19 protein-coding genes are annotated in these 20779 nt (G+C 65.0%); 8 read left to right on the top strand and 11 right to left on the bottom strand.

Going from position 1 to position 20779, the window contains the following annotated elements; genetic code table 11:
• The 3 genes from trhO to JKP78_RS16965 form a co-directional block, all read right to left on the bottom strand.
• Entirely contained in the window at nt 1-933 is a 933-nt protein-coding gene (trhO, locus tag JKP78_RS16955) for an oxygen-dependent tRNA uridine(34) hydroxylase TrhO (RefSeq protein WP_170028795.1), read from the bottom strand.
• 210 nt (nt 934-1143) lie between these two features.
• The gene (locus JKP78_RS16960; protein WP_200627040.1) at nt 1144-1440 is read right to left on the bottom strand and encodes a BolA family protein; all 297 of its coding nucleotides are present in this window, start codon (nt 1438-1440) and stop codon (nt 1144-1146) included.
• Nucleotides 1441-1450: 10 nt separating this feature from the next.
• Nucleotides 1451-1975, bottom strand: a complete 525-nt coding sequence (locus JKP78_RS16965; RefSeq protein ID WP_170028793.1) for a DUF2059 domain-containing protein — start codon at nt 1973-1975, stop codon at nt 1451-1453.
• A gap of 155 nt (nt 1976-2130) precedes the next feature.
• Here JKP78_RS16965 and JKP78_RS16970 point away from each other — a divergent pair, with 155 nt between their 5' ends.
• Nucleotides 2131-3525, top strand: a complete 1395-nt coding sequence (locus tag JKP78_RS16970) for a class II fumarate hydratase (RefSeq protein ID WP_200627041.1) — start codon at nt 2131-2133, stop codon at nt 3523-3525.
• Between the two features lie 129 nt (nt 3526-3654).
• On the opposite strand, the gene JKP78_RS16975 is transcribed toward JKP78_RS16970, so the two are convergent.
• The gene (locus tag JKP78_RS16975) at nt 3655-4620 is read right to left on the bottom strand and encodes a DMT family transporter (protein ID WP_200627042.1); all 966 of its coding nucleotides are present in this window, start codon (nt 4618-4620) and stop codon (nt 3655-3657) included.
• 248 nt (nt 4621-4868) lie between these two features.
• Nucleotides 4869-6362, bottom strand: a complete 1494-nt coding sequence (pap, locus tag JKP78_RS16980; RefSeq protein WP_186689440.1) for a polyphosphate:AMP phosphotransferase — start codon at nt 6360-6362, stop codon at nt 4869-4871.
• A gap of 127 nt (nt 6363-6489) precedes the next feature.
• On the opposite strand from pap, the gene mnmC reads away from it, so the two are divergent.
• The 5 genes from mnmC (at nt 6490) to JKP78_RS17005 (ending at nt 13829) form a co-directional block, all read left to right on the top strand.
• Nucleotides 6490-8454: a bifunctional tRNA (5-methylaminomethyl-2-thiouridine)(34)-methyltransferase MnmD/FAD-dependent 5-carboxymethylaminomethyl-2-thiouridine(34) oxidoreductase MnmC gene (gene mnmC / locus JKP78_RS16985; protein ID WP_200627043.1), complete on the top strand. Its 1965-nt coding sequence runs from the start codon at nt 6490-6492 to the stop codon at nt 8452-8454.
• 193 nt (nt 8455-8647) lie between these two features.
• A complete protein-coding gene (locus JKP78_RS16990; RefSeq protein ID WP_200627044.1) occupies nt 8648-10435 on the top strand; it encodes an N-acetylglutaminylglutamine amidotransferase in 1788 nt (595 codons plus the stop codon).
• A gap of 3 nt (nt 10436-10438) precedes the next feature.
• Complete coding sequence (ngg, locus tag JKP78_RS16995) at nt 10439-12184, top strand: N-acetylglutaminylglutamine synthetase (protein ID WP_186689534.1); 1746 nt, start codon at nt 10439-10441, stop codon at nt 12182-12184.
• 62 nt (nt 12185-12246) lie between these two features.
• Nucleotides 12247-13431, top strand: coding sequence for an osmoprotectant NAGGN system M42 family peptidase (locus JKP78_RS17000; protein ID WP_200627045.1), 1185 nt, complete (start codon nt 12247-12249; stop codon nt 13429-13431).
• Between the two features lie 170 nt (nt 13432-13601).
• Nucleotides 13602-13829, top strand: coding sequence for a YheU family protein (locus JKP78_RS17005; protein ID WP_051099660.1), 228 nt, complete (start codon nt 13602-13604; stop codon nt 13827-13829).
• A gap of 19 nt (nt 13830-13848) precedes the next feature.
• Here JKP78_RS17005 and JKP78_RS17010 read toward each other — a convergent pair whose 3' ends face one another.
• Together JKP78_RS17010 and JKP78_RS17015 are read right to left on the bottom strand one after the other, a co-directional pair.
• A complete protein-coding gene (locus JKP78_RS17010; protein ID WP_200627046.1) occupies nt 13849-14028 on the bottom strand; it encodes a carbon storage regulator in 180 nt (59 codons plus the stop codon).
• A gap of 120 nt (nt 14029-14148) precedes the next feature.
• A complete protein-coding gene (locus JKP78_RS17015; protein WP_186689536.1) occupies nt 14149-14958 on the bottom strand; it encodes an SDR family oxidoreductase in 810 nt (269 codons plus the stop codon).
• A 212-nt stretch (nt 14959-15170) separates the two neighbouring features.
• Between JKP78_RS17015 and JKP78_RS17020 the strand changes: the two genes are divergently transcribed.
• Complete coding sequence (locus tag JKP78_RS17020) at nt 15171-15323, top strand: DUF3309 family protein (protein WP_003252624.1); 153 nt, start codon at nt 15171-15173, stop codon at nt 15321-15323.
• A 55-nt stretch (nt 15324-15378) separates the two neighbouring features.
• Here the strand turns inward: JKP78_RS17020 and JKP78_RS17025 are convergent, their stop codons facing one another.
• From JKP78_RS17025 to JKP78_RS17035, 3 genes are all read right to left on the bottom strand, one after another.
• On the bottom strand, nt 15379-17043 hold the full coding sequence (locus JKP78_RS17025) for a cation acetate symporter (RefSeq protein ID WP_186689537.1): 1665 nt from the start codon (nt 17041-17043) through the stop codon (nt 15379-15381).
• Nucleotides 17040-17351 carry a DUF485 domain-containing protein gene (locus JKP78_RS17030; RefSeq protein WP_170028782.1) on the bottom strand — a complete coding sequence of 104 codons (312 nt, stop codon included), beginning with the start codon at nt 17349-17351 and terminating at the stop codon, nt 17040-17042. The genes JKP78_RS17025 and JKP78_RS17030 overlap by 4 nt, the downstream gene beginning before the upstream one ends.
• A gap of 242 nt (nt 17352-17593) precedes the next feature.
• Nucleotides 17594-18454 carry a glycine betaine ABC transporter substrate-binding protein gene (locus JKP78_RS17035; RefSeq protein ID WP_186689538.1) on the bottom strand — a complete coding sequence of 287 codons (861 nt, stop codon included), beginning with the start codon at nt 18452-18454 and terminating at the stop codon, nt 17594-17596.
• A 196-nt stretch (nt 18455-18650) separates the two neighbouring features.
• On the opposite strand from JKP78_RS17035, the gene JKP78_RS17040 reads away from it, so the two are divergent.
• On the top strand, nt 18651-20219 hold the full coding sequence (locus tag JKP78_RS17040; protein WP_200627047.1) for a glycoside hydrolase family 17 protein: 1569 nt from the start codon (nt 18651-18653) through the stop codon (nt 20217-20219).
• Between the two features lie 123 nt (nt 20220-20342).
• On the opposite strand, the gene JKP78_RS17045 is transcribed toward JKP78_RS17040, so the two are convergent.
• The gene (locus JKP78_RS17045) at nt 20343-20720 is read right to left on the bottom strand and encodes a hypothetical protein (RefSeq protein WP_186689541.1); all 378 of its coding nucleotides are present in this window, start codon (nt 20718-20720) and stop codon (nt 20343-20345) included.
• Between the last annotated feature and the right edge of the window lie 59 nt (nt 20721-20779).

A 20779-nucleotide genomic window follows, 5' to 3' on the forward strand; every position in this document is an offset into this window, starting at 1 on the left:
TCAAGCCTCGGCTTTGTAGTTGTAACCGATCGGATGCGGCAGGTTGCGGGCCTTGGCCAGTTCGATCTGCTTCTGCCGGTCGATGGCGCTGCGCCGGGTCTTCTCGCTCAGGGTGTCCCAGCAATGCGGGCAGCTCACCCCTGGCGAATAGTGCTCGGACGCACGCTCCTGTGCATTGATCGGGTGGCGGCAGGCGTGGCACTGGTCGTACTCGCCCTCGCTCAGGTCATGGCGCACCGTGACGCGGTTGTCGAAGACGAAGCAGTCGCCGTCCCACAGGCTTTCTTCCTGAGGCACTTCCTCGAAGTATTTCAGGATGCCGCCCTTAAGATGATAGACCGCTTCGAAGCCTTCACCGAGCATGTAGCTGGAGGCTTTTTCGCAACGGATACCGCCGGTGCAGAACATCGCAACCTTCTTGTGCTTGCTGGGGTCGAAGTTGGCCTTGATGTAGTCGGGGAACTCGCGGAAGGTTTCGGTCTTCGGGTCGATGGCGCCCTTGAAGGTGCCAATGGCCACTTCGTAATCGTTGCGGGTGTCGATCAGCAGCACTTCCGGGTCGCTGATCAGCGCGTTCCAGTCCTTGGGCTCGACATAGGTGCCGACCGCCTTGTTGGGGTCCACGCCGGGTACGCCGAGGGTGACGATCTCTTTCTTGAGCTTGACCTTGGTGCGGTAGAACGGCTGTTCGTCGCAGTACGATTCCTTGTGGTCGACGTCGGCCAGGCGCGGGTCGTTGCGCAGCCAGGCCAGCAGGCCGTCGATGCCTTCGCGGGTGGCCGAGACGGTGCCGTTGATGCCTTCGTGGGCCAGCAGCAGGGTGCCTTTGACGTTGTTGTCGAGCATGCTCTTGAGCAGCGGCTCACGCAGCTCGACGTAGTCTTCCAGGGTGACGAACTTGTACAGCGCCGCGACGACGATGGGTTGGGACATGAAGCAGAATCTCCAGGTGGTTGCCCTCGTAAGGGGCGGACCGGGTTTGACAGGTGTAAAAAAAGCATGGGGGCGCCTTGCGCCCCTTTCGCGACACTAGGCCGCTTCTACAGTGGAATCGCATAACCTGTAGGAGCGGCCTAGTGTCGCGAAAGGGCCGCAAAGCGGCCCCCGGATTTTGCAGGATTCTACCAGAACAACCGAATGGTTTCAGTGCCCGCCGCCCGCGCACACCGGCGAAGCGGGTGCCGCGCCAACCTTGGCCCACTCTTCGGCGGTGTAGGTGTGAATGGCCAGAGCGTGGATCTCGCCCATCAGTTCACCCATGGTGGCGTACACCTTCTGGTGGCGCTTGACGCTGTTCAACCCGGCAAACTGCTCGCTGACGATCACTGCCTTGTAGTGGGTCTCCTGACCACGACTGTGCATGTGGCTTTCGTCGAGCACTTGCAGGTGTTGCGGCGCCAGGGCGGCCAGCTGCTGTTCGATGCGCTGTTGCATGCTCATCGCGGCGTACTCACTTCTTCGCCGGGGCGACGGCCTTGCCGGCGTTCGGGTCTAGTTCCTTGGTCATGTCGTCCAGCAGCTTGTTCACCACCGGTACCGCAGGCTCCAGGCTCTGCTGGGTCAGCTGGGCCGACTGCTGGGTGACCTTGGGCATTTCACGCAGCACTTTCTTGCCCAGCGGCGATTCGTAGAACTTGACCAGGTCGTTCAGTTCCTGCTCGGTGAAGGTCTGGGTGTACAGGTCGACCATCTTCGGCTTCAGCTTTTTCCAGCCGATGGCGTTGTCCAGCGCGGCGTTGGCCTTGGCCTGGTAGCTTTCCAGCACCGACTGCTTGGTGGCCGGGGCCTTGGTCTGGGCAAAACGCTGGGCGAACATCTGCTGGACCTGCATGTATACCGGCGTCCCCAGCTTGTCGGCGTTGGCCAGGGTCAGGAATTTCTCGGCAGCAGCATTGTGGCTGGCGGTGGCAGCGAGTACCTGGCCGCTGGCGCAAGCCAGGGCAACGGCGGCACAAAGGACACGGAGACGGGTCATTGCATTTCCTTCAGAAGAGACGGAGGCGGGTACCTCAGAGTAGAGCATTCTGCGCCGTGGTGGCGATGTGCTCAAGTGGCACGACGAGCGACGGAACCGCTCGGTCGAATCAGGGCCTAAACTGCGATTTCGAACTACACAGGAGTGAGTACAGAATGAGCCGCATCGAGACAGACAGCCTGGGCCCGGTCGAAGTTCCTGAGGACGCCTACTGGGGTGCGCAGACCCAGCGTTCGCTGATCAACTTCGCCATCGGCAAGGAGCGCATGCCCATTGCGGTGTTGCACGCCCTGGCGCTGATCAAGAAGGCCGCAGCACGCGTCAACGACCGCAACGGCGACTTGCCAGCCGACATCGCCCGGCTGATCGAACAAGCTGCCGACGAAGTGCTGGACGGCCAGCACGACGACCAGTTTCCGCTGGTGGTCTGGCAGACCGGCAGCGGCACCCAGAGCAACATGAACGTCAACGAGGTGATCGCCGGGCGGGCCAACGAACTGGCCGGCAAAGGCCGTGGCGGCAAGGCGCCGGTGCACCCCAACGACCACGTCAACCGTTCGCAGAGCTCCAACGACTGCTTCCCCACCGCCATGCACATCGCTGCAGCCCAGGCGGTACACGACAAGCTGCTGCCGGCCATCGCCGAACTGTCCTCGGGGCTGGCCGAGCTGTCGGCACGCCACCATCAGCTGGTGAAGACCGGCCGCACGCACATGATGGATGCCACGCCGATCACCTTCGGCCAGGAGGTGTCCGCGTTCGTCGCCCAGCTCGACTACGCCCAGCGCGCCATCCGCGCCAGCTTGCCGGCGGTTTGTGAACTGGCCCAGGGCGGCACCGCCGTGGGCACCGGGCTGAACGCCCCGCATGGTTTTGCCGAAGCCATCGCGGCCGAGCTGGCGGCGCTGTCCGGCCTGCCGTTCGTCACCGCACCGAACAAATTCGCCGCCCTTGCCGGGCATGAGCCGCTGACCAGCCTGGCCGGAGCCCTCAAGACCCTGGCTGTGGCCCTGATGAAAATTGCCAACGACCTGCGCCTGCTGGGGTCCGGCCCGCGTGCCGGGCTGGCTGAAGTGCGCCTGCCGGCCAACGAGCCTGGTAGTTCGATCATGCCGGGCAAGGTCAACCCGACCCAGTGCGAAGCCTTGTCGATGCTCGCCTGCCAGGTGCTGGGCAACGACGCGGCGATCGGCTTTGCCGCCAGCCAGGGCCATTTGCAGCTGAACGTGTTCAAGCCGGTGATCATCCACAACCTGCTGCAGTCGATCGAACTGCTGGCCGATGGCTGCCGCAACTTCCAGCAGCATTGCGTGGCGGGTATCGAGCCGGATGCCGAGCAGATGGCGGCGCACCTGGAGCGCGGGTTGATGCTGGTAACGGCGCTGAACCCGCACATCGGCTATGACAAGGCTGCGGAAATTGCCAAGAAGGCCTACGGCGAGGGCAAGACCTTGCGCGAGTCGGCACTGGAATTGAAGTACCTGACCAATGAGCAGTTCGACCAGTGGGTGCGGCCGGAGAACATGCTGGCCCCAGGCGGAAAAGGCTGAGGTCCGGACACCGCGCCCTGTGTGGGCGCGGCCTTGCGTCGCGACGGGCTGCGCAGCAGCCGCAGAACGCTCGGCAGAGACATAGAATTTTGGGGCTGCTGCGCAGCCCGTCGCGACGCAAGGCCGCTCCTACACAGAGCGGGCCACTTTGCGGAATTTGCGGGCCCGCCAGCTAGCCACCAGCGATGGCCCCAGCGCCACCAGCGCCGAACCCAGCACCACCGTCACCGCCCCGACATAGCCCAGGGCATTGATGTCCTCGGCATGCACGTAGTCGGGCCACAGCAAGGCCGCCAATGCCACCGCGACGAAGGTCACCAGCGGCGTCAACGCCAGCGTGGCACTCACCCGCGACGCCTCCCAGTGCGCCAGCGCCTCGGCAAACGCGCCATAGGCCACCAGCGTGTTCAGGCAGCAGGCCAGCAGCAACCAGCCCTGCACCGGGGTCAGCTGCAACGCCTGCAACGGGTGTAACCATGGCGTGAGCAACGCGGCGCAACCGAGGTAGATCACCATCATCACTTGCTGCGAATTCCACACGGTCAGCAGCTGCTTCTGGCTCAGTGCGTAGAACACCCAGATCGTGGTGGCCAGCAGGATGGTCAGCACGCCAGTGGTATAGGTGCCGAGCGAGGTCAGCAGCTCTTCCAGACGCTGGTTGAAGAACAGGCCGAACCCCGCCAGCAAAATCAGCAGCCCGATGCCCTGCCCCAGGCTGAACCGTTCGCGGAACACGAACACGCTGGCCACCAGCAGCAACACCGGGCCAAGCTGCACCACCAGTTGCGCGGTACCCGGGCTCAGCAGGTTCAGGCCGATCAGGTACAGCACATAGTTGCCCATCAGGCCGAGCACGGCCACCAGCACCAGCCCCTTGCCCCTGGGCGTCAGTTGGCGGATGGACGGCAAACGGCGCTGGGCCGTCAGCCAGGCGAACAGCAGCCCACCGGAAACCAGCAGGCGGTACCAGGTGACGGTGACCGGGTCGACCACCTGCAGCACCTGCTTGAGCTTGATCGGCAGGATGCCCCAGAGCAACGCCGTCAGAAGTGCCAGGAACAGGCCATAGCCCCAGCGGCCGGAAGTGGTGTGCATAAAGTCCTCGATCAAGCCCGTGGTGGGGGTGGTTGAATTCTAAAGGCTTGGAGGGCCAGGCCGGGGGCGAGTGCAGAGAAAAGAATTCATCAGGTCATTCTTCTATGGCATGCCTGGGTGACGAGTTGTCTGTGCCGGCTTGTTCGCCGGCAAACCCGCTCGCACAAGGCCCCAGGCTTCAGCCATGGGGTACTGCTGTGGGAGCGGGCGTGCCCGCGGAAGGGCAAGCACAGGCAGCATCGATTCGGCTATTTCTTGTCCTTGGCAAACGCTGCCTCGAGCGCCTGGTTGATGGTGCGCAACACTTTCACCCGTGCCCAGCGCTTGTCGTTGGCCTCCACCAGCGTCCATGGCGCAATCTCAGTGCTGGTGCGGTCGACCATGTCACCCACCGCCTGGACATAGTCGTCCCACTTCTCGCGGTTGCGCCAGTCATCCTCGGTGATCTTGTAGCGCTTGAACGGGATCTGCTCGCGCTCCTCGAAACGCTCCAGTTGGGTCTGCTGGTCGATCGCCAGCCAGAACTTGACCAGCACCAGGCCGGCATTCACCAGCTGTTCCTCGAAATCGTTGATCTCGCTGTAGGCGCGCATCCAGTCGGCCGGGCTGCAGAAGCCTTCCACCCGCTCCACCAGCACCCGGCCATACCAGGAACGGTCGAAGATGGTGAACTTGCCGCGCGCCGGAATATGCCGCCAGAACCGCCACAGGTAGGGCTGCGCGCGCTCTTCTTCGGTGGGCGCGGCAATCGGCACGATGCGGTACTGGCGCGGGTCCAGCGCTGCCGCCACGCGGCGGATGGCGCCGCCCTTGCCGGCGGCGTCGTTGCCTTCGAACACCGCCACCAGGGCATGCCGGCGCATGCGCTTGTCGCGCAGCAGGCCGGCCAGGCGGGCCTGCTCGGTGACCAGCTGTTCCTGATAATCGGCCTTGTCCAGGCGCAGGGTCATGTCCAGCGCGCCGAGCAGGCTGCGCTGGTCGATGCTGCGGCCCAGCGGCGCGACGTTGCCCCGGTGCTTGGCTTTGGGGTCGCTGGCCAGTGCTGCTTGCAGGCTTTCCAGCAGAATGCGCCCGACCGCCAGGCTGCGGTAGTTGGGGTCGACGCCTTCGATGATGTGCCATGGCGCATAGTCGCGGCTGGTGCGGCGCAGCACGCGCTCACCGAAGCGCACGAAACGGTCGTAGGTTTCCGACTGCTGCCAGTCCAGCGGGCTGATGCGCCAGCTGTGCAGCGGGTCGTCCTTCAGCGCCTTGAGGCGCGCCTTCATCTGCTTCTTGGACAGGTGGAACCAGAACTTGATGATCAGCGCACCTTCGTCGCAGAGCATTTCCTCGAGCCGCTCGGCGCCGGTGATGGCCTGGTCGAGCACGGCATCCTTGAACAGGCCATGTACCCGCCCCTGAAGCATCTGGCTGTACCAGTTACCGAAGAACACGCCCATCCGCCCCTTCGGTGGCAAGGCTCGCCAGTAGCGCCAGGCCGGGGGCCGGGCCAGCTCTTCGTCGGTTTGCTGGTCGAAGGTGAGCACGTCGATCAACCGCGGGTCCATCCACTCGTTGAGCAACTTGACCGTCTCGCCCTTGCCGGCGCCTTCGATGCCGTTGATCAGCACGATCACCGGGAAGCGCGCCTGCTGCTTGAGTTCGTACTGGGCTTCGAGCAGGGCCTCGCGCAAGGCGGGCACCTCGGCGTCGTAAGCCTCCTTGTCGATGCTGTGGCCGATTTCTGCGGATTCGAACATGCACTGGCTCCTTCAATGGATAAGCAAGACTAGCGGATTTCATTTGTGCCCGCGAAGCACTCGACACAGCCTGTGCAAACCTCCCGGATAGCTTAAAATCCGCCTATCCGCTGCAACCGAGCCAACCATGTCCACCCTCCTCCAGCACGCCCAGATCGACTGGGACGACCAGGGCCGCCCACACTCGCGGCAATATGACGACGTGTATTTCGCGGTCAACGAAGGCATCGAAGAAACCCGTCATGTGTTTCTCGGACAAACCCGCCTGGCAGAACGTTTCGCCGCCCTCGCCCCGCATGCCTGCCTGGTGATCGGTGAAACCGGCTTTGGCACCGGCATGAACTTCTACTGCGCCTGGCAGCTGTTCGAGCAGCATGCCGGCGCCGAAGCCCGCCTGCATTTCGTCAGCGTCGAGAAGTACCCGCTCGGCCGCGACGACATGGCCCGTGCCGTGCGCCTGTGGCCGGAGCTGGCGGCCTACAGCGAGCCCCTGCTGGCGCAGTACGTGGCGCTGCACCCTGGCTTCCAGCAGTTCACCTTCGCCAATGGGCGGGTCACCCTCACCCTGCTGGTCGGTGACGTGCTGGAGCAACTGCCGCAACTCGATGCGCAGGTCGATGTGTGGTTCCTCGACGGCTTCGCCCCGGCCAAGAACCCCGACATGTGGACCCCGGCGCTGTTCGCGCAGCTGGCGCGGCTGTCGCACCCCGGCACCGTGCTGGGCACGTTCACCACCACCGGTTGGGTACGCCGCAGCCTGGTCGATGCCGGCTTCGCCATGAAGAAGGTGCCGGGCATCGGCAAGAAGTGGGAAGTGATGAGCGGCGCCTACGTCGGCACCCCGCCTACCCCCTGCCCCCCTTGGTATGCACGCCCGGCAGCCGCGGCAGGGCCACGCGAGGCCCTGGTCATCGGTGCCGGGCTGGCCGGCAGTTGCAGCGCCGCCAGCCTGGCCCGGCGCGGCTGGCAGGTGACCGTGCTGGAACGCCACGACGCGCCAGCACGGGAAGCATCAGGCAACCCGCAAGGGGTGCTGTACCTCAAGCTGTCGGCCCATGGCACAGCGCTGTCACAGATGATCCTGTCCGGTTTCGGCTACACCCGGCGCCAGCTGGAGCGCCTGCAGCGCGGCCGCGACTGGGATGCCTGTGGCGTGCTGCAGCTGGCCTTCGACAGCAAGGAAGCCGAGCGCCAGGGCAAGTTGGCAGCGGCCTTCGCCCCTGACCTTCTGCATCCGCTGCAGCGTGATGAAGCCGAAGCCATGGCCGGTGTGGCGTTGCCGGCCGGCGGGCTGTTCTATCCCGAGGGTGGCTGGGTGCACCCGCCGGCGCTGTGCCAGCAGCAGTTGCAGCACCCTCGCATTCGCCTGGTGACACATCAGCCAGTGCTCGACCTGCGCAAGGTCGGCGAGCAATGGCAAGCCTGGGCCGGTGAACGGCTGCTGGCCAGCGCACCTGTGGTGGTCCTGGCCGGGGCCGCCGAAGTGCGGCGCTTCGAGGCGTGCGCGCAGCTGCCGCTCAAGCGCATCCGCGGGCAGATCACCCGCTTGCCAGCCACTGCCGGCAGCCGCGCGTTGCGCACCGTGGTGTGTGCGGAGGGCTACGTGGCCCCACCCCGCGGCGATGAGCATACCCTGGGCGCAAGCTTCGACTTCCACAGCGAAGACCTGGCACCGACGCTGGCCGAACACCAAGGCAACCTGGCATTGCTGGATGAAATTTCCCCCGACCTGGCCGAGCGCCTGGGCGCCGCCGAGCTGGACCCGGCACAGTTGCAGGGGCGCGCGGCATTCCGCTGCACCAGCCCCGACTACTTGCCGATCGTCGGGCCGCTGGCCGATGCCGAGGCGTTCAACGAAGCCTATGCGGTGCTCAGCCGGGATGCGCGGCAAATGCCGCAGGTGGCCTGCCCGTGGCTCGGTGGCCTGTACGTGAACAGCGGGCATGGCTCGCGCGGGCTGATCACCGCCCCGCTGAGTGGCGAGCTGGTGGCCGCCTGGGTGTGCGGGGAACCACTGCCGGTGCCGCGGGCGGTGGCGGAGGCCTGTCATCCGAACCGGTTTGCCTTGCGCAGGTTGATTCGTGGGCGGTGACAGGGCCGGGGTATGCCGTTGGACCTGTAGCGCCCGGGAGATCGAGCGCCGCCCCAAATACCAAGACAAACCACCCACCGCCCCACCCCATATAACAGATCGATCTAAAACTCTCGCAAACCGCACGGGTCAGTTCCTTAAGGTGCCCTAATCCGGGGCACTCCCTCCCCAACGGAAAAACCGGTAAGGACCTATGTGCGGATTAGCAGGAGAGTTGCGTTTCACCCCGATCGACCAAGCCCCTCGCCCAGCCGACCTGGCTGCGGTAGAGCGCATCACCCATCACCTGGCGCCGCGCGGCCCGGATGCCTGGGGCTTCCATAGCCAGGGCCCGATCGCCCTGGGCCACCGGCGCCTGAAAATCATGGACTTGTCCGACGGCTCGGCGCAGCCGATGGTCGACAACACCCTGGGCCTGTCACTGGCGTTCAACGGCGCCATCTACAACTTCCCCGAACTGCGCCAGGAGCTGCAGGCGCTGGGCTACACCTTCTGGTCCGACGGCGACACCGAGGTGCTGCTCAAGGGCTACCACGCCTGGGGCGCCGCCTTGCTGCCCAAGCTCAACGGCATGTTCGCCCTGGCCATCTGGGAGCGTGACAACCAGCGCTTGTTCCTAGCCCGCGACCGCCTGGGCGTCAAGCCCTTGTACCTGTCGCGCAACGGCGAGCGCCTGCGGTTCGCCTCGACCCTGCCGGCGCTGCTCAAGGGCGGTGACATCGACCCGATGCTCGATCCGGTAGCGCTCAACCACTACCTGAACTTCCACGCGGTGGTACCAGCGCCACGCACCCTGCTGGCCAATGTGCAGAAGCTCGAACCCGGCACCTGGATGCGCATCGACCGCCATGGCGAAGTGGAACGCCAGACCTGGTGGCAGCTGCATTACGGCGCCACGCCCGACGAGCGCGAGCTGGACCTCGAAGGCTGGACCACCCGGGTGCTCGACGCCACCCGCGAGGCCGTGGCCATCCGCCAACGTGCCGCGGTGGACGTGGGCGTGCTGCTGTCCGGCGGGGTCGACTCCAGCCTGCTGGTCGGCCTGCTGCGCGAAGCGGGCGTGGACGACCTGTCGACCTTCTCCATCGGTTTCGAGGATGCCGGCGGCGAACGCGGCGACGAGTTCCAGTACTCCGACCTGATCGCCCGGCATTACCGCACCCGTCACCACCAGTTGCGTATTGCCGAGCATGAGGTCATCGAGCAACTGCCGGCGGCGTTCCGCGCCATGAGCGAACCGATGGTCAGCCACGACTGCATCGCCTTCTACCTGCTGTCGCGGGAAGTGGCGAAGCACTGCAAGGGCGTGCAAAGCGGCCAGGGCGCCGATGAACTGTTCGCCGGCTACCACTGGTACCCGCAGGTGGACGGCGCCGAGGACCCCTTCAGCGCCTACCGCGAGGCCTTCTTCGACCGTAGCCACGCCGAATACCGCGACACCGTGCAAACGCCCTGGCTGCTGGAAACCGATGCCGCGGGCGAGTTCGTGCGCGAACATTTCGCCCGCCCCGGTGCCCCCGATGCGGTCGACAAGGCGCTGCGCCTGGACAGCACGGTGATGCTGGTCGACGACCCGGTCAAACGGGTGGACAACATGACCATGGCCTGGGGCCTGGAGGCACGCACGCCGTTCCTCGATTACCGCCTGGTGGAACTGTCGGCGCGCATTCCCGCACGCTTCAAGCTGCCCGACGGCGGCAAGCAGGTACTCAAGCAAGCTGCACGACGGGTGATCCCGCACGAGGTGATCGACCGCAAGAAGGGCTACTTCCCGGTACCGGGCCTGAAGCACCTGGATGGCGCCACCCTTGGCTGGGTGCGGGAACTGCTGACCGACCCCAGCCAGGACCGCGGGTTGTTCAACCCGGCCATGCTCGACCGCCTGCTGAACAACCCGCACGGCCAGTTGACCCCGCTGCGCGGCTCCAAGCTGTGGCAGCTGGCGGCACTGAACCTGTGGCTGACCGAACAAGGACTCTGAGCGATGAAAGCCCACGAAACTGCCTACGGCCAGCGCCTGCTGCGCGGCCAGGCGCCCTCCTACGAACGCCTGCAGGCGCGCCTGGCCGGTGATGGCAGCCAGCCCCACGACCAGCCACGCGCCGTGCATTGCGGCTGGGGCCGGCTGCTGATCGGCCATACCTACGCCGACCCGGCCAGGCTGGCCGAGGACCTGCTGGGCGAGTGCCCGGGCGAACGTGACATCGCGTTGTACGTGGCCGCGCCCCAACAGGTGCTGGCCCATGCACCACAACAACTGTTCCTCGACCCGTCCGACACCCTGCGCCTGTGGTTCCCCGACTATCGCCCGGCACAGCGGGTGTTCCGTGGTTTCCGCGTGCGCCGGGCACAGAACCCCGGTGACTGGCAGGCGATCAACACCCTGTACCAGGCGCGCGGCATGTTGCCGGTCGTCCCCGAGCTGCTCACCCCGCTTGACCAGGGCGGCCCCGTCTACTGGCTGGCCGAAGACGAAGACAGCGGTGCGGTCATCGGCAGCGTCATGGGCCTGAACCATGCCAAGGCGTTCGACGACCCCGAGCACGGCAGCAGCCTCTGGTGCCTGGCGGTGGACCCGCAATGTACCCGCCCCGGCGTCGGCGAAGTGCTGGTGCGCCACCTGATCGAGCACTTCATGAGCCGCGGCCTGGCCTACCTGGATCTGTCGGTGCTGCACGACAACCGCCAGGCCAAGCGCCTGTACCAGAAGCTGGGGTTTCGCAACCTGCCGACCTTCGCGGTCAAGCGCAAGAACGGCATCAACGAGCAGCTGTTCCTCGGCCCCGGGCCGCAGGCCGACCTCAACCCGTATGCGCGCATCATCGTCGACGAGGCCCTGCGCCGGGGTATCGAGGTGCAGGTCGATGATGCCGCTGCCGGGCTGTTCACCCTCAGCCTGGGCGGGCGCCGCATCCGCTGCCGGGAATCGCTCAGCGACCTGACCAGCGCCGTGACCATGACCCTGTGCCAGGACAAGCGCCTGACCCGGCAAGCCCTGCACAACGCCGGGCTCAAGGTGCCGGCACAGCAGCTGGCCGGCAATGCCGACGACAACCTGGCGTTTCTCGAAGAGCACGCGGCGGTGGTGGTCAAACCGGTCGATGGCGAGCAGGGCCAAGGGGTTGCCGTCAACCTCACCAGCATCGAGGACATCACCCGCGCCGTCGAACAGGCACGCCAGTTCGACAGCCGCGTGTTGCTGGAAAGCTTCCATGCCGGGCATGACCTGCGCATCGTGGTCATCGGTTATGAAGTAGTGGCGGCCGCCATTCGCCACCCGGCGCAGGTGGTGGGCGATGGCAAGCACAGCATTCGCCAGCTGATCGACGCCCAGAGCCGACGGCGCCAGGCGGCCACCGGGGGCGAAAGCAGGATCCCCGTGGACGAAGAGACCGAACGCACCCTGGGCACCGCGGGCCATGGCTACGACGATGTCCTGCCTGCGGGCCAGCGCCTGGCCGTGCGGCGCACCGCCAACCTGCACACCGGCGGCACCCTCGAAGACGTGACCGAACGCTTGCACCCGGCACTGGCCGAGGCCGCCGTGCGGGCAGCGCGGGCACTGGAGATCCCGGTGGTGGGGTTGGACTTCATGGTGCGCGATGCCGAGCAGCCGGAGTACGTGATCATCGAGGCCAACGAGCGGGCCGGGTTGGCCAACCACGAACCGCAACCGACCGCCGAGCGTTTCATCGACCTGCTGTTCCCGCATAGCCGGCCTTTGGCGTAACGACTGATGGCCTCTTCGCGGGCACGCCCGCGAAGAATCAATGCAATTTCCAAGGAGTACTCATGTCCGAACGACTCCCCGAACCCGATCTCGACTACCTCAAACGCGTGCTGCTGGAGATGCTCGCCATCCCCAGCCCCACCGGTTTCACCGACACCATCGTGCGCTACGTGGCCGAACGCCTGGAGGAGCTGGGCATTCCCTTCGAGCTGACCCGCCGCGGCACCATCCGCGCCACGCTCAAGGGCCGGCAAAACTCGCCGGACCGCGCCGTGTCCGCCCACCTCGACACCATCGGCGCCAGCGTCCGCCAGTTGCTCGACAACGGTCGCCTGGCCCTGGCGCCGGTCGGCTGCTGGTCGAGCCGCTTCGCCGAGGGCAGCCGGGTCAGCGTGTTCACCGACACCGGCGTGTTCCGTGGCAGCGTGCTGCCACTGATGGCCAGCGGGCACGCCTTCAACACCGCCATCGACCAGATGCCGATCAGCTGGGAGCATGTGGAAGTGCGCCTGGACGCCTACTGTGCCACGCGCGCCGATTGCGAGGCGCTGGGTGTAAGCATCGGTGACTTCGTCGCCTTCGACCCGCTGCCCGAATTCACCGACAGCGGCCACATCAGCGCCCGCCACCTGGACGACAAGGCCGGTGTGGCCGCGCTGCTGGCGGCACTGAAGGCGGTGGTGGAAAGCGGCCGCCAGCCACTGATCGACTGCCACCCGCTGTTCACCATTACCGAAGAGACCGGCTCGGGGGCGGCCGGGGCGCTGCCCTGGGACGTCAGCGAATTCGTCGGTATCGACATCGCCCCGGTAGCGCCCGGCCAGGCTTCCAGCGAGCATGCCGTGAGCGTGGCCATGCAGGACTCGTCGGGGCCTTACGACTACCACCTGTCGCGGCACTTGCTGAAACTGGCCGGCGACCACGACCTGCCGGTGCGCCGCGACCTGTTCCGCTATTACTTCAGCGATGCCCATTCGGCGGTGACCGCCGGGCACGATATTCGTACCGCGCTGGTGGCATTTGGCTGCGATGCCACCCATGGCTACGAACGCACGCACATCGACAGCCTGGCGGCGCTGAGCCGGTTGCTGTCGGCGTACCTGCTCAGCCCGCCAGTGTTTGCCAGCGACTCGCAACCGGCCAATACCTCGTTGGAGCGCTTCAGCCACCAGTTGGAGCATGATGCGCAGATGGAAAGTGATACACGGGTGCCGGCGGTGGATAGCCTGGTCGGTCACAAGGCTTGAGGCCAAGGGCTGCGTTGCAGCCCGATCGCCGGCAAGCCAGCGCCCACGGAACAGCGCGATGCCCGAGGCCTGTGGGCGCCGCCCAGCCGGCGATCGGGCCGCAACGCGGCCCCAAAAGGCCAGGTGTTTCGCGTAGCATGCGCCCATCAATTCCCTAGGCTCCGCCCACCATGCTGATCCCTTACGACCAACTGCAAGCCGAAACCCTGACCCGCCTGATCGAAGACTTCGTCACCCGCGACGGCACCGACAACGGCGACGATACCCCGCTGGAAACCCGTGTGCTGCGGGTGCGCCAGGCCTTGGCCAAGGGCCAGGCGTTCATCCTGTTCGACCCGGAAAGCCAGCAGTGCCAGCTGCTGGCCAGGCATGATGTGCCGCGCGAGTTGCTCGACTAGCAGGCCTGGGCCGGCGCCATCAGGCTTTGCCTGGCTTGGCCTCCTTGATGCGCTTGTACACTTCGGCCCGATGCACCGGCACTTCGCGCGGTGCATCCACGCCAAAGCGGACCATTCCGTCCCGCGTTTCCACCACCATGAGCCGAATGTCATCGCCGATCACGATGACCTGCCCCACTTCGCGTCCAATTACCAACATGCTCCAGTCCTCCAGCGAAAGGGAAAACCGGAGCCTGCCTTGCTGGCATTTGGCTACTCAATAGTTCCGCTGATAATCAGAAGCGCCCTACATTTCTAGGTAATTTTCCTTACAGATCAATCAGCGGGAATGGGCTTTGGCGCGCATTTTCACCGCCATGTCGGCCATCTCGTCATACAGCCGCTCGGGCGCCTGGCGCTTCAGTTGCCAAGCCTGGCGCCCGGCCTCGTGGGGCAGGATGAGGAACTCGCCGGCGCTGACCTGCTGATGGATGTAGTCGGCAATGTCCGCCGCATTGATCGGCGAGCCTTCCAGCAGTTTGCCCACCTGCGCTTTCATCGCCGGGTTCGGCCCGCGGAACGAATCCAGCAGGTTGGTCTGGAAGAACGACGGGCACACCACATGCACCGCAACCTCGAGCTGGCGCAATTCCACCAGCAGGCTCTCCGACAAGGCCAGCACGCCGGCCTTGGCCACGTTGTAGTTGCTCATGCCCGGGCCCTGCATCAGCGCGGCCATCGAGGCGATGTTGATGATGCGCCCCTTGCTGCGCTCCAGCAGCGGCAGGAAAGCCTTGCAGCCCTTGACCACGCCCATCAGGTTGACCGCGATCTGCCAGTCCCAGTCTTCCAGCGACAGTTCGGCGAAGAACCCGCCCGAAGCGACACCGGCATTGTTGACGATCACATCGATGCCGCCGAACTGCTCGCTGCAGGCTTGGGCCAGGGCGGTGAGCTGGCTGTAGTCACGCACGTCGCAGCGCTGGACGAAGCCGTCGCCGCCGGCCTTGCGCACGCCTTCCAGGGTATCGCGCAGGCCGCCTTCGTTGACGTCGGCCAACGCCAGGCGCCAGCCCTCGCGCGCCCAGCGCAGGGCGATCTCGCGACCGAGGCCGGACCCGGCGCCGGTGATCATGATGCGGTTTTGCATGGTGGCTGGCCTTGTTTGCATGAAGAGTGACTGGAGTCTAAACAAGGGCCTGGGTAACGGCAGGGTTCATCAAGTTAGTGAATGGGGCAGCATGCGTCCGTGGCCAGCACTGTCCGTACACCAATGGAATCTTTCCCAAGCGGCGTCGGTCCCAATTTACAAGAGGCCAGCAGTCCGAGGCCCTTGACCCCCAACCACGCAAGGACTCCGTCATGACCACGATTCTGATCATCATCCTGATTCTGCTGTTGATTGGTGGCTTACCGGTCTTCCCACATTCACGCAGCTGGGGCTACGGCCCGTCCGGCATCATCGGCGTGGTGCTGGTGATCCTGCTGGTGTTGTTGCTGCTAGGCATGATCTAGCGCCGCAGACATGAAAAAACCGCGCCGAAGCGCGGTTTTTTCATTGCCGTGAGGATCAGTGCGAAACAGCGCCCGATGCCCCCAGGCCAGTCTGCGAACGCACGAACTGCGGGAAGAACAGCGCACGTTCGTCTTCGGCAGCCTTGGACTTGTCGGTGATCGAGAAGAACCAGATACCGATGAAGGCGATCAGCATCGAGAACAGTGCCGGATACTCGTACGGGTAGATCGGCTTTTCGTGGCCGAGGATCTGTACCCAGATGGTCGGGCCGAGGACCATCAGCGTCACTGCACTCACCAGGCCCAGCCAGCCGCCGATCATGGCACCGCGGGTGGTCAGTTTCTTCCAGTACATCGAGAGCAGCAGTACCGGGAAGTTGCAGCTGGCGGCGATGGAGAACGCCAGCCCGACCATGAAGGCGATATTCTGCTTCTCGAACAGGATGCCCAGGCCGATCGCCAGTACGCCCAGGGCGACGGTGGTGATCTTCGACACACGGATCTCGTCCTTGTCGTTGGCCTTGCCCTTGCGCCATACGCTGGCGTACAGGTCGTGGGACACCGCCGAGGCACCGGCCAGGGTCAGGCCAGCGACCACCGCCAGGATGGTGGCGAAGGCCACCGCCGAGATGAAGCCGAGGAACACGCTGCCGCCTACGGCATTGGCCAGGTGCACCGCGGCCATGTTGTTGCCACCGAGCAGGGCGCCGGCGGCGTCCTTGAAGGCCGGGTTGGTGCTGACCAGCAGGATGGCGCCAAAGCCGATGATGAAGGTCAGGATGTAGAAGTAGCCGATGAAACCGGTGGCATACAGCACGCTCTTGCGCGCTTCCTTGGCGTCACTGACGGTGAAGAAGCGCATCAGGATATGCGGCAGGCCGGCGGTACCGAACATCAGCGCCAGGCCCAGCGAGAAGGCCGAGATCGGGTCCTTGACCAGGCCGCCCGGGCTCATGATCGCTTCGCCCTTGGCATGCACCTTGATCGCTTCGGAGAACAGCGTGTTGAAGTCGAAGCCCACGTGCTTCATCACCATCAGCGCCATGAAGCTGGCCCCGGACAGCAGCAGCACCGCCTTGATGATCTGTACCCAGGTGGTGGCCAGCATGCCGCCGAACAGCACGTACAGGCACATCAGGATACCCACCAGGATCACCGCCACGTGGTAGTCCAGGCCGAACAGCAGCTCGATCAGCTTGCCGGCACCGACCATCTGCGCAATCAGGTAGAACGCTACCACCACCAGCGAACCGGACGCCGACAGGGTGCGGATTTCCTTCTGCCCGAGGCGGTACGAGGCCACGTCGGCAAAGGTGTACTTGCCCAGGTTGCGCAGGCGTTCGGCGATCAGGAAGAGGATGATCGGCCAGCCGACCAGGAAGCCGATCGAGTAGATCAGGCCATCGTAGCCCGAGGTGAACACCAGCGCGGAAATACCCAGGAACGAGGCCGCCGACATGTAGTCACCGGCAATCGCCAGGCCGTTCTGGAAGCCCGTGATCTTGCCACCGGCGGCGTAGTAGTCAGAGGCCGACTTGTTGCGCTTGGAGGCCCAGTAGGTAATGCCCAGGGTGAAGGCGACGAAGGCCACGAACATGGCGATGGCGGAAACGTTCAGCGGTTGTTTCTGCACCTCGCCGGTCAGGGCATCGGCAGCCCACACGGCGGGTGCGAAGACGCCGCAGGCCAGTACGGCCAGGGTTTTGGCATGACGAATCATTGTTGCGCCTCCTTCAGGATGGCCTTGTTCAGCTCATCGAACTCGCCATTGGCGCGGCGCACGTAGATGGCGGTCAGCACGAATGCCGAGACGATCAGGCCGACGCCCAGGGGAATGCCCCAGGTAATCGAGGAGTCCGGGCTGAGCTTGGTGCCGAGGATCTGCGGACCGTAGGCAATCAGGAGGATGAAGGCGCAATACAGGCCGAGCATGATCGCCGAGAGAATCCAGGCGAACCGTTCGCGCTTGGTGACCAGCTCCTTGAAACGGGGGCTGTTTTGTATCGAGAGGTAAATGCTGTCGTTCATTGTTTTTGTCCTAGCAGCACAGATAGGGGTGGTACCCACGACCCCTACTTTATGCGGCTGTCGGACGCCAACCAGACGACCTTAGTCTTAGATGCAACGGTGTTTTACCAGTTGCGTAACAAAGTGAAGGGCCATTCGCGGGCACGCCCGCTCCCACAGGATTTTCGCTGCCCTTGAAGTCGGTGCAGTTCCTGTGGGAGCGGGCGTGCCCGCGAAGCAGCAAAACTGGCCCTGACGGGTTGTTACTTGCCGGTCCACTCCTTCACCCGATCAGGGTGCTTGGCCACCCAGTCCTTGGCCGCCGCTTCAGGCTTGGCCCCTTCCTGGATCGCCAGCATCACCTCGCCAATCTCGTCCTTCGACTGCCAGCTGAACTTCTTCAGGAACTCCGCCACTTCCGGCGCCTTGCTCGCCAGTTCCTTGCTGCCGATGCTGTTCACGGTTTCCGCAGCGCCGTACACGCCTTTCGGGTCTTCGAGGAACTTCAGCTTCCACTTGGCGAACATCCAGTGCGGTACCCAGCCGGTCACCGCGATCGACTGCTGCTTGTTGTAGGCACGGCCCAGTTCTGCCGTCATCGCCGCGCCGGAGCTGGCCTGCAGCTTGTAGCCGGTCAGGTCGTAATCCTTGATGGCCTGCTCGGTCTTGAGCATGACGCCAGAGCCGGCGTCGATGCCGACGATCTTCTGCTTGAAGCTGTCGTCGGTCTTGAGGTCGGCGATGCTCACCGCCTTGACGTACTCGGGGACGATCAGGCCGATCTTGGCGTCCTTGAAGTTCGGGCCGTAGTCGACCACGTTGTCCTTGTTCTTGGCCCAGTATTCGCCATGGGTCACCGGCAACCAGGCCGACAACATGGCATCGAGCTTGCCGGTGGCCACGCCCTGCCACATGATCCCGGTGGCCACAGCCTGCAGCTTGACGTCGTAGCCGAGCTTCTGCTTGATCACTTCGGCGGCCACGTTGGTGGTTGCCACGCTGTCGGCCCAACCATCCACGTAACCAATGCTTACTTCTTTAGCCATTGCCTGTGCAGCGCCCATGGCCATTACCAGGGCGGTGCCCACACCCAGGAAACGTCGCATTTTTCTCAAAGCAGCCATCAAAGCATCCCCTCGTCAGGTCTAGGAGATTGCATCATCTTCCTGCCACACCGGGCGACCTGCTCCACGTGCGACCTGTACCCGCCCATATGCGACAGCACTATGCCATTAGCGCCATCCGCCAGTGCCGACCTGCGCGATCCTTGCATGCCAAAGCTTTGGCGTCAGGCTACTATCTAGCCTTTTGCACCTGACGATGGACCGCCCGATGCCCCGCTCTGCCCGCCTGCTGTTGCCGTTGTACCTGTTTGCCTGCGTGCTTGCCCTGCTGGGCCTGGGAGGGCTCTGGTACGGGCTCGGCAAGCCGGTGCAGCTGCCCGATGCCGCCAGCCCGACGCACAAGCTGCAATGCGCCTCGTACACACCGTTCGACAAGGACCAGTCGCCCTACGACCGGCCGTTCCGCCTGCGCCCGGCACGCATGGACGCCGACCTGGCATTGCTCGCCGAGCGTTTTCAGTGCATCCGCACCTATTCGATGAGCGGCCTTGAGGCAATTCCGGCGCTGGCCCGCAAACATGGGCTGAAGGTGATGCTCGGCGCCTGGGTCAACGCCCACGCGGCCGACACCGAGAAGGAAATCGAGCTGCTGATCGCCGCCGCCAACGCCAACCCCGACGTGGTCAGCGCGGTGATCGTCGGCAACGAGACGCTGCTGCGCAAGGAAGTCACCGGTACACAACTGGCCACGCTGATCGCCCGGGTGAAAAGCCAGGTAAAGGTGCCGGTGACCTACGCCGATGTGTGGGAGTTCTGGCTGCAGCACCCGCAAGTGGCACCGGCAGTGGACTTCCTCACCATCCACCTGCTGCCGTACTGGGAGGATGACCCGCGTGGCATCGATCAAGCCTTGGCCCACGTCGCCGATGTGCGCCGGGTATTCGGCACGCGCTTCGCGCCCAAGGACATATTGATCGGCGAAACCGGCTGGCCCAGCGAAGGCCGCCAGCGCGAGACCGCGGTACCGAGCCGGGTCAACGAGGCGCGCTTCATCCGCGGCTTCGTCGCCATGGCGGAAAGCAACGGCTGGCACTACAACCTGATCGAGGCGTTCGACCAGCCATGGAAGCGCGCCAACGAAGGGGCGGTCGGCGGTTACTGGGGGCTTTACGATGCCGACCGGCAGGACAAGGGCGTACTCGAAGGGCCAGTGAGCAACTTGCCGCACTGGCCGCAGTGGTTGCTGGCCAGTGCGCTGCTGGCGGCGGCCATGCTGGTGTTTGCCGGGCGCCCTGCTACACCGGCAACCGCCCTGCTGCTACCGCTGCTGGCGGCGTTTGGCGCAGGTTGCCTGGGGCTGTGGGGCGAGTTGATGCGCACCCATGCGCGGTTTGCCGGGGAATGGCTGTGGGCGCTGTTGCTGGCGGGGCTGAACCTGCTGGTTCTGGCCCATGCCGTGCTGGCCCTGGCACGGCGCGCCGGCTGGCGCGAGCGGCTGTTCGCCTGGCTGCAGGCACGCGCGGGCTGGCTGCTGCTGGCGGCGGGCTTTGCCGCGGCGGTGAGCATGCTGGCAATGGTATTCGACCCACGCTATCGCAGCTTCCCCAGCGCAGCGCTGGCCTTGCCGGCGCTGGTGTTTGCGCTGTGGCCGGTAGCGGCGCGGCGGGCGGAAGTGGCGTTGCTGGCGTTCATCGTGGGTGCCGGGGTGGCGCCGCAGTTGTTCGTGGAGGGGCTGGAGAACCAGCAGGCCTGGCTGTGGGCGCTGGTCAGTGTGCTGATGACGGCGGCGTTGTGGCGCAGCTTGCGGATTACGCGCAAGGCCTGAAAACAACTATCGCCGTAGGAGCGGCCTTGTGTCGCGATGGGCCGCAAAGCGGCCCCCGGGATCTCGACTACGACTCAAGATTGCCGGGGCTGCTGCGCAGCCCATCGCGACACAAGGCCGCTCCTACAGGGACGGCGTGGCCCCAGCGTCTCGCACCAAGCGCAGCCCCGCCAGCACCAGCGCGAACACGGCAATGCTGGCGGTATACAGCACCAGTGCCGGCACTGCGAACACCAGCGCCACCAGCGCCAGCCACCAGCCGCCGCGGCCGCCAACTACCTGCGCCAGCAGCGCCAGCCCGAGCCCGCCCCAGGCCAGCACCTGATGATGGATGCCCAACCCCAGCAACGACCGCACCTCACATTGCCAGTAAGCCGCCGGCGCCGTGCACAACCCCACCCACTGGCCATCCTCCATCAGCCCATAGCGCACGCCATAACTGGCAGCAAGCCAAAGCCCCAGAAACAGCACAAGCAGCGCAAGCGGCAGCGACCGAGACATCCAGTTCTCCAATAGCGGTAATCGATAGCATCCATGATCGCTTATGGCTTGTTGTAAGG

The sequence above is a fragment of the Pseudomonas sp. LAM2023 genome, assembly GCF_016620375.1.
Classification (GTDB): Bacteria; Pseudomonadota; Gammaproteobacteria; order Pseudomonadales; family Pseudomonadaceae; genus Aquipseudomonas; species Aquipseudomonas anuradhapurensis.

Excerpts from the sequence above, each read along its gene's own strand:
- JKP78_RS16970 (WP_200627041.1), top strand. The coding sequence starts at position 2,131 with ATGAGCCGCATCGAGACAGACAGCCTGGGCCCGGTCGAAGTTCCTGAG.
- trhO (WP_170028795.1), bottom strand. The coding sequence starts at position 933 with ATGTCCCAACCCATCGTCGTCGCGGCGCTGTACAAGTTCGTCACCCTG.
- JKP78_RS16990 (WP_200627044.1), top strand. The coding sequence starts at position 8,648 with ATGTGCGGATTAGCAGGAGAGTTGCGTTTCACCCCGATCGACCAAGCC.
- JKP78_RS16960 (WP_200627040.1), bottom strand. The coding sequence starts at position 1,440 with ATGAGCATGCAACAGCGCATCGAACAGCAGCTGGCCGCCCTGGCGCCG.
- pap (WP_186689440.1), bottom strand. The coding sequence starts at position 6,362 with ATGTTCGAATCCGCAGAAATCGGCCACAGCATCGACAAGGAGGCTTAC.
- mnmC (WP_200627043.1), top strand. The coding sequence starts at position 6,490 with ATGTCCACCCTCCTCCAGCACGCCCAGATCGACTGGGACGACCAGGGC.
- JKP78_RS17000 (WP_200627045.1), top strand. The coding sequence starts at position 12,247 with ATGTCCGAACGACTCCCCGAACCCGATCTCGACTACCTCAAACGCGTG.
- JKP78_RS17040 (WP_200627047.1), top strand. The coding sequence starts at position 18,651 with ATGGACCGCCCGATGCCCCGCTCTGCCCGCCTGCTGTTGCCGTTGTAC.
- JKP78_RS17035 (WP_186689538.1), bottom strand. The coding sequence starts at position 18,454 with ATGGCTGCTTTGAGAAAAATGCGACGTTTCCTGGGTGTGGGCACCGCC.
- JKP78_RS17010 (WP_200627046.1), bottom strand. The coding sequence starts at position 14,028 with ATGTTGGTAATTGGACGCGAAGTGGGGCAGGTCATCGTGATCGGCGAT.
- JKP78_RS17045 (WP_186689541.1), bottom strand. The coding sequence starts at position 20,720 with ATGTCTCGGTCGCTGCCGCTTGCGCTGCTTGTGCTGTTTCTGGGGCTT.
- JKP78_RS17020 (WP_003252624.1), top strand. The coding sequence starts at position 15,171 with ATGACCACGATTCTGATCATCATCCTGATTCTGCTGTTGATTGGTGGC.
- JKP78_RS17025 (WP_186689537.1), bottom strand. The coding sequence starts at position 17,043 with ATGATTCGTCATGCCAAAACCCTGGCCGTACTGGCCTGCGGCGTCTTC.
- JKP78_RS16975 (WP_200627042.1), bottom strand. The coding sequence starts at position 4,620 with ATGCACACCACTTCCGGCCGCTGGGGCTATGGCCTGTTCCTGGCACTT.
- ngg (WP_186689534.1), top strand. The coding sequence starts at position 10,439 with ATGAAAGCCCACGAAACTGCCTACGGCCAGCGCCTGCTGCGCGGCCAG.
- JKP78_RS17030 (WP_170028782.1), bottom strand. The coding sequence starts at position 17,351 with ATGAACGACAGCATTTACCTCTCGATACAAAACAGCCCCCGTTTCAAG.
- JKP78_RS17005 (WP_051099660.1), top strand. The coding sequence starts at position 13,602 with ATGCTGATCCCTTACGACCAACTGCAAGCCGAAACCCTGACCCGCCTG.
- JKP78_RS17015 (WP_186689536.1), bottom strand. The coding sequence starts at position 14,958 with ATGCAAAACCGCATCATGATCACCGGCGCCGGGTCCGGCCTCGGTCGC.
- JKP78_RS16965 (WP_170028793.1), bottom strand. The coding sequence starts at position 1,975 with ATGACCCGTCTCCGTGTCCTTTGTGCCGCCGTTGCCCTGGCTTGCGCC.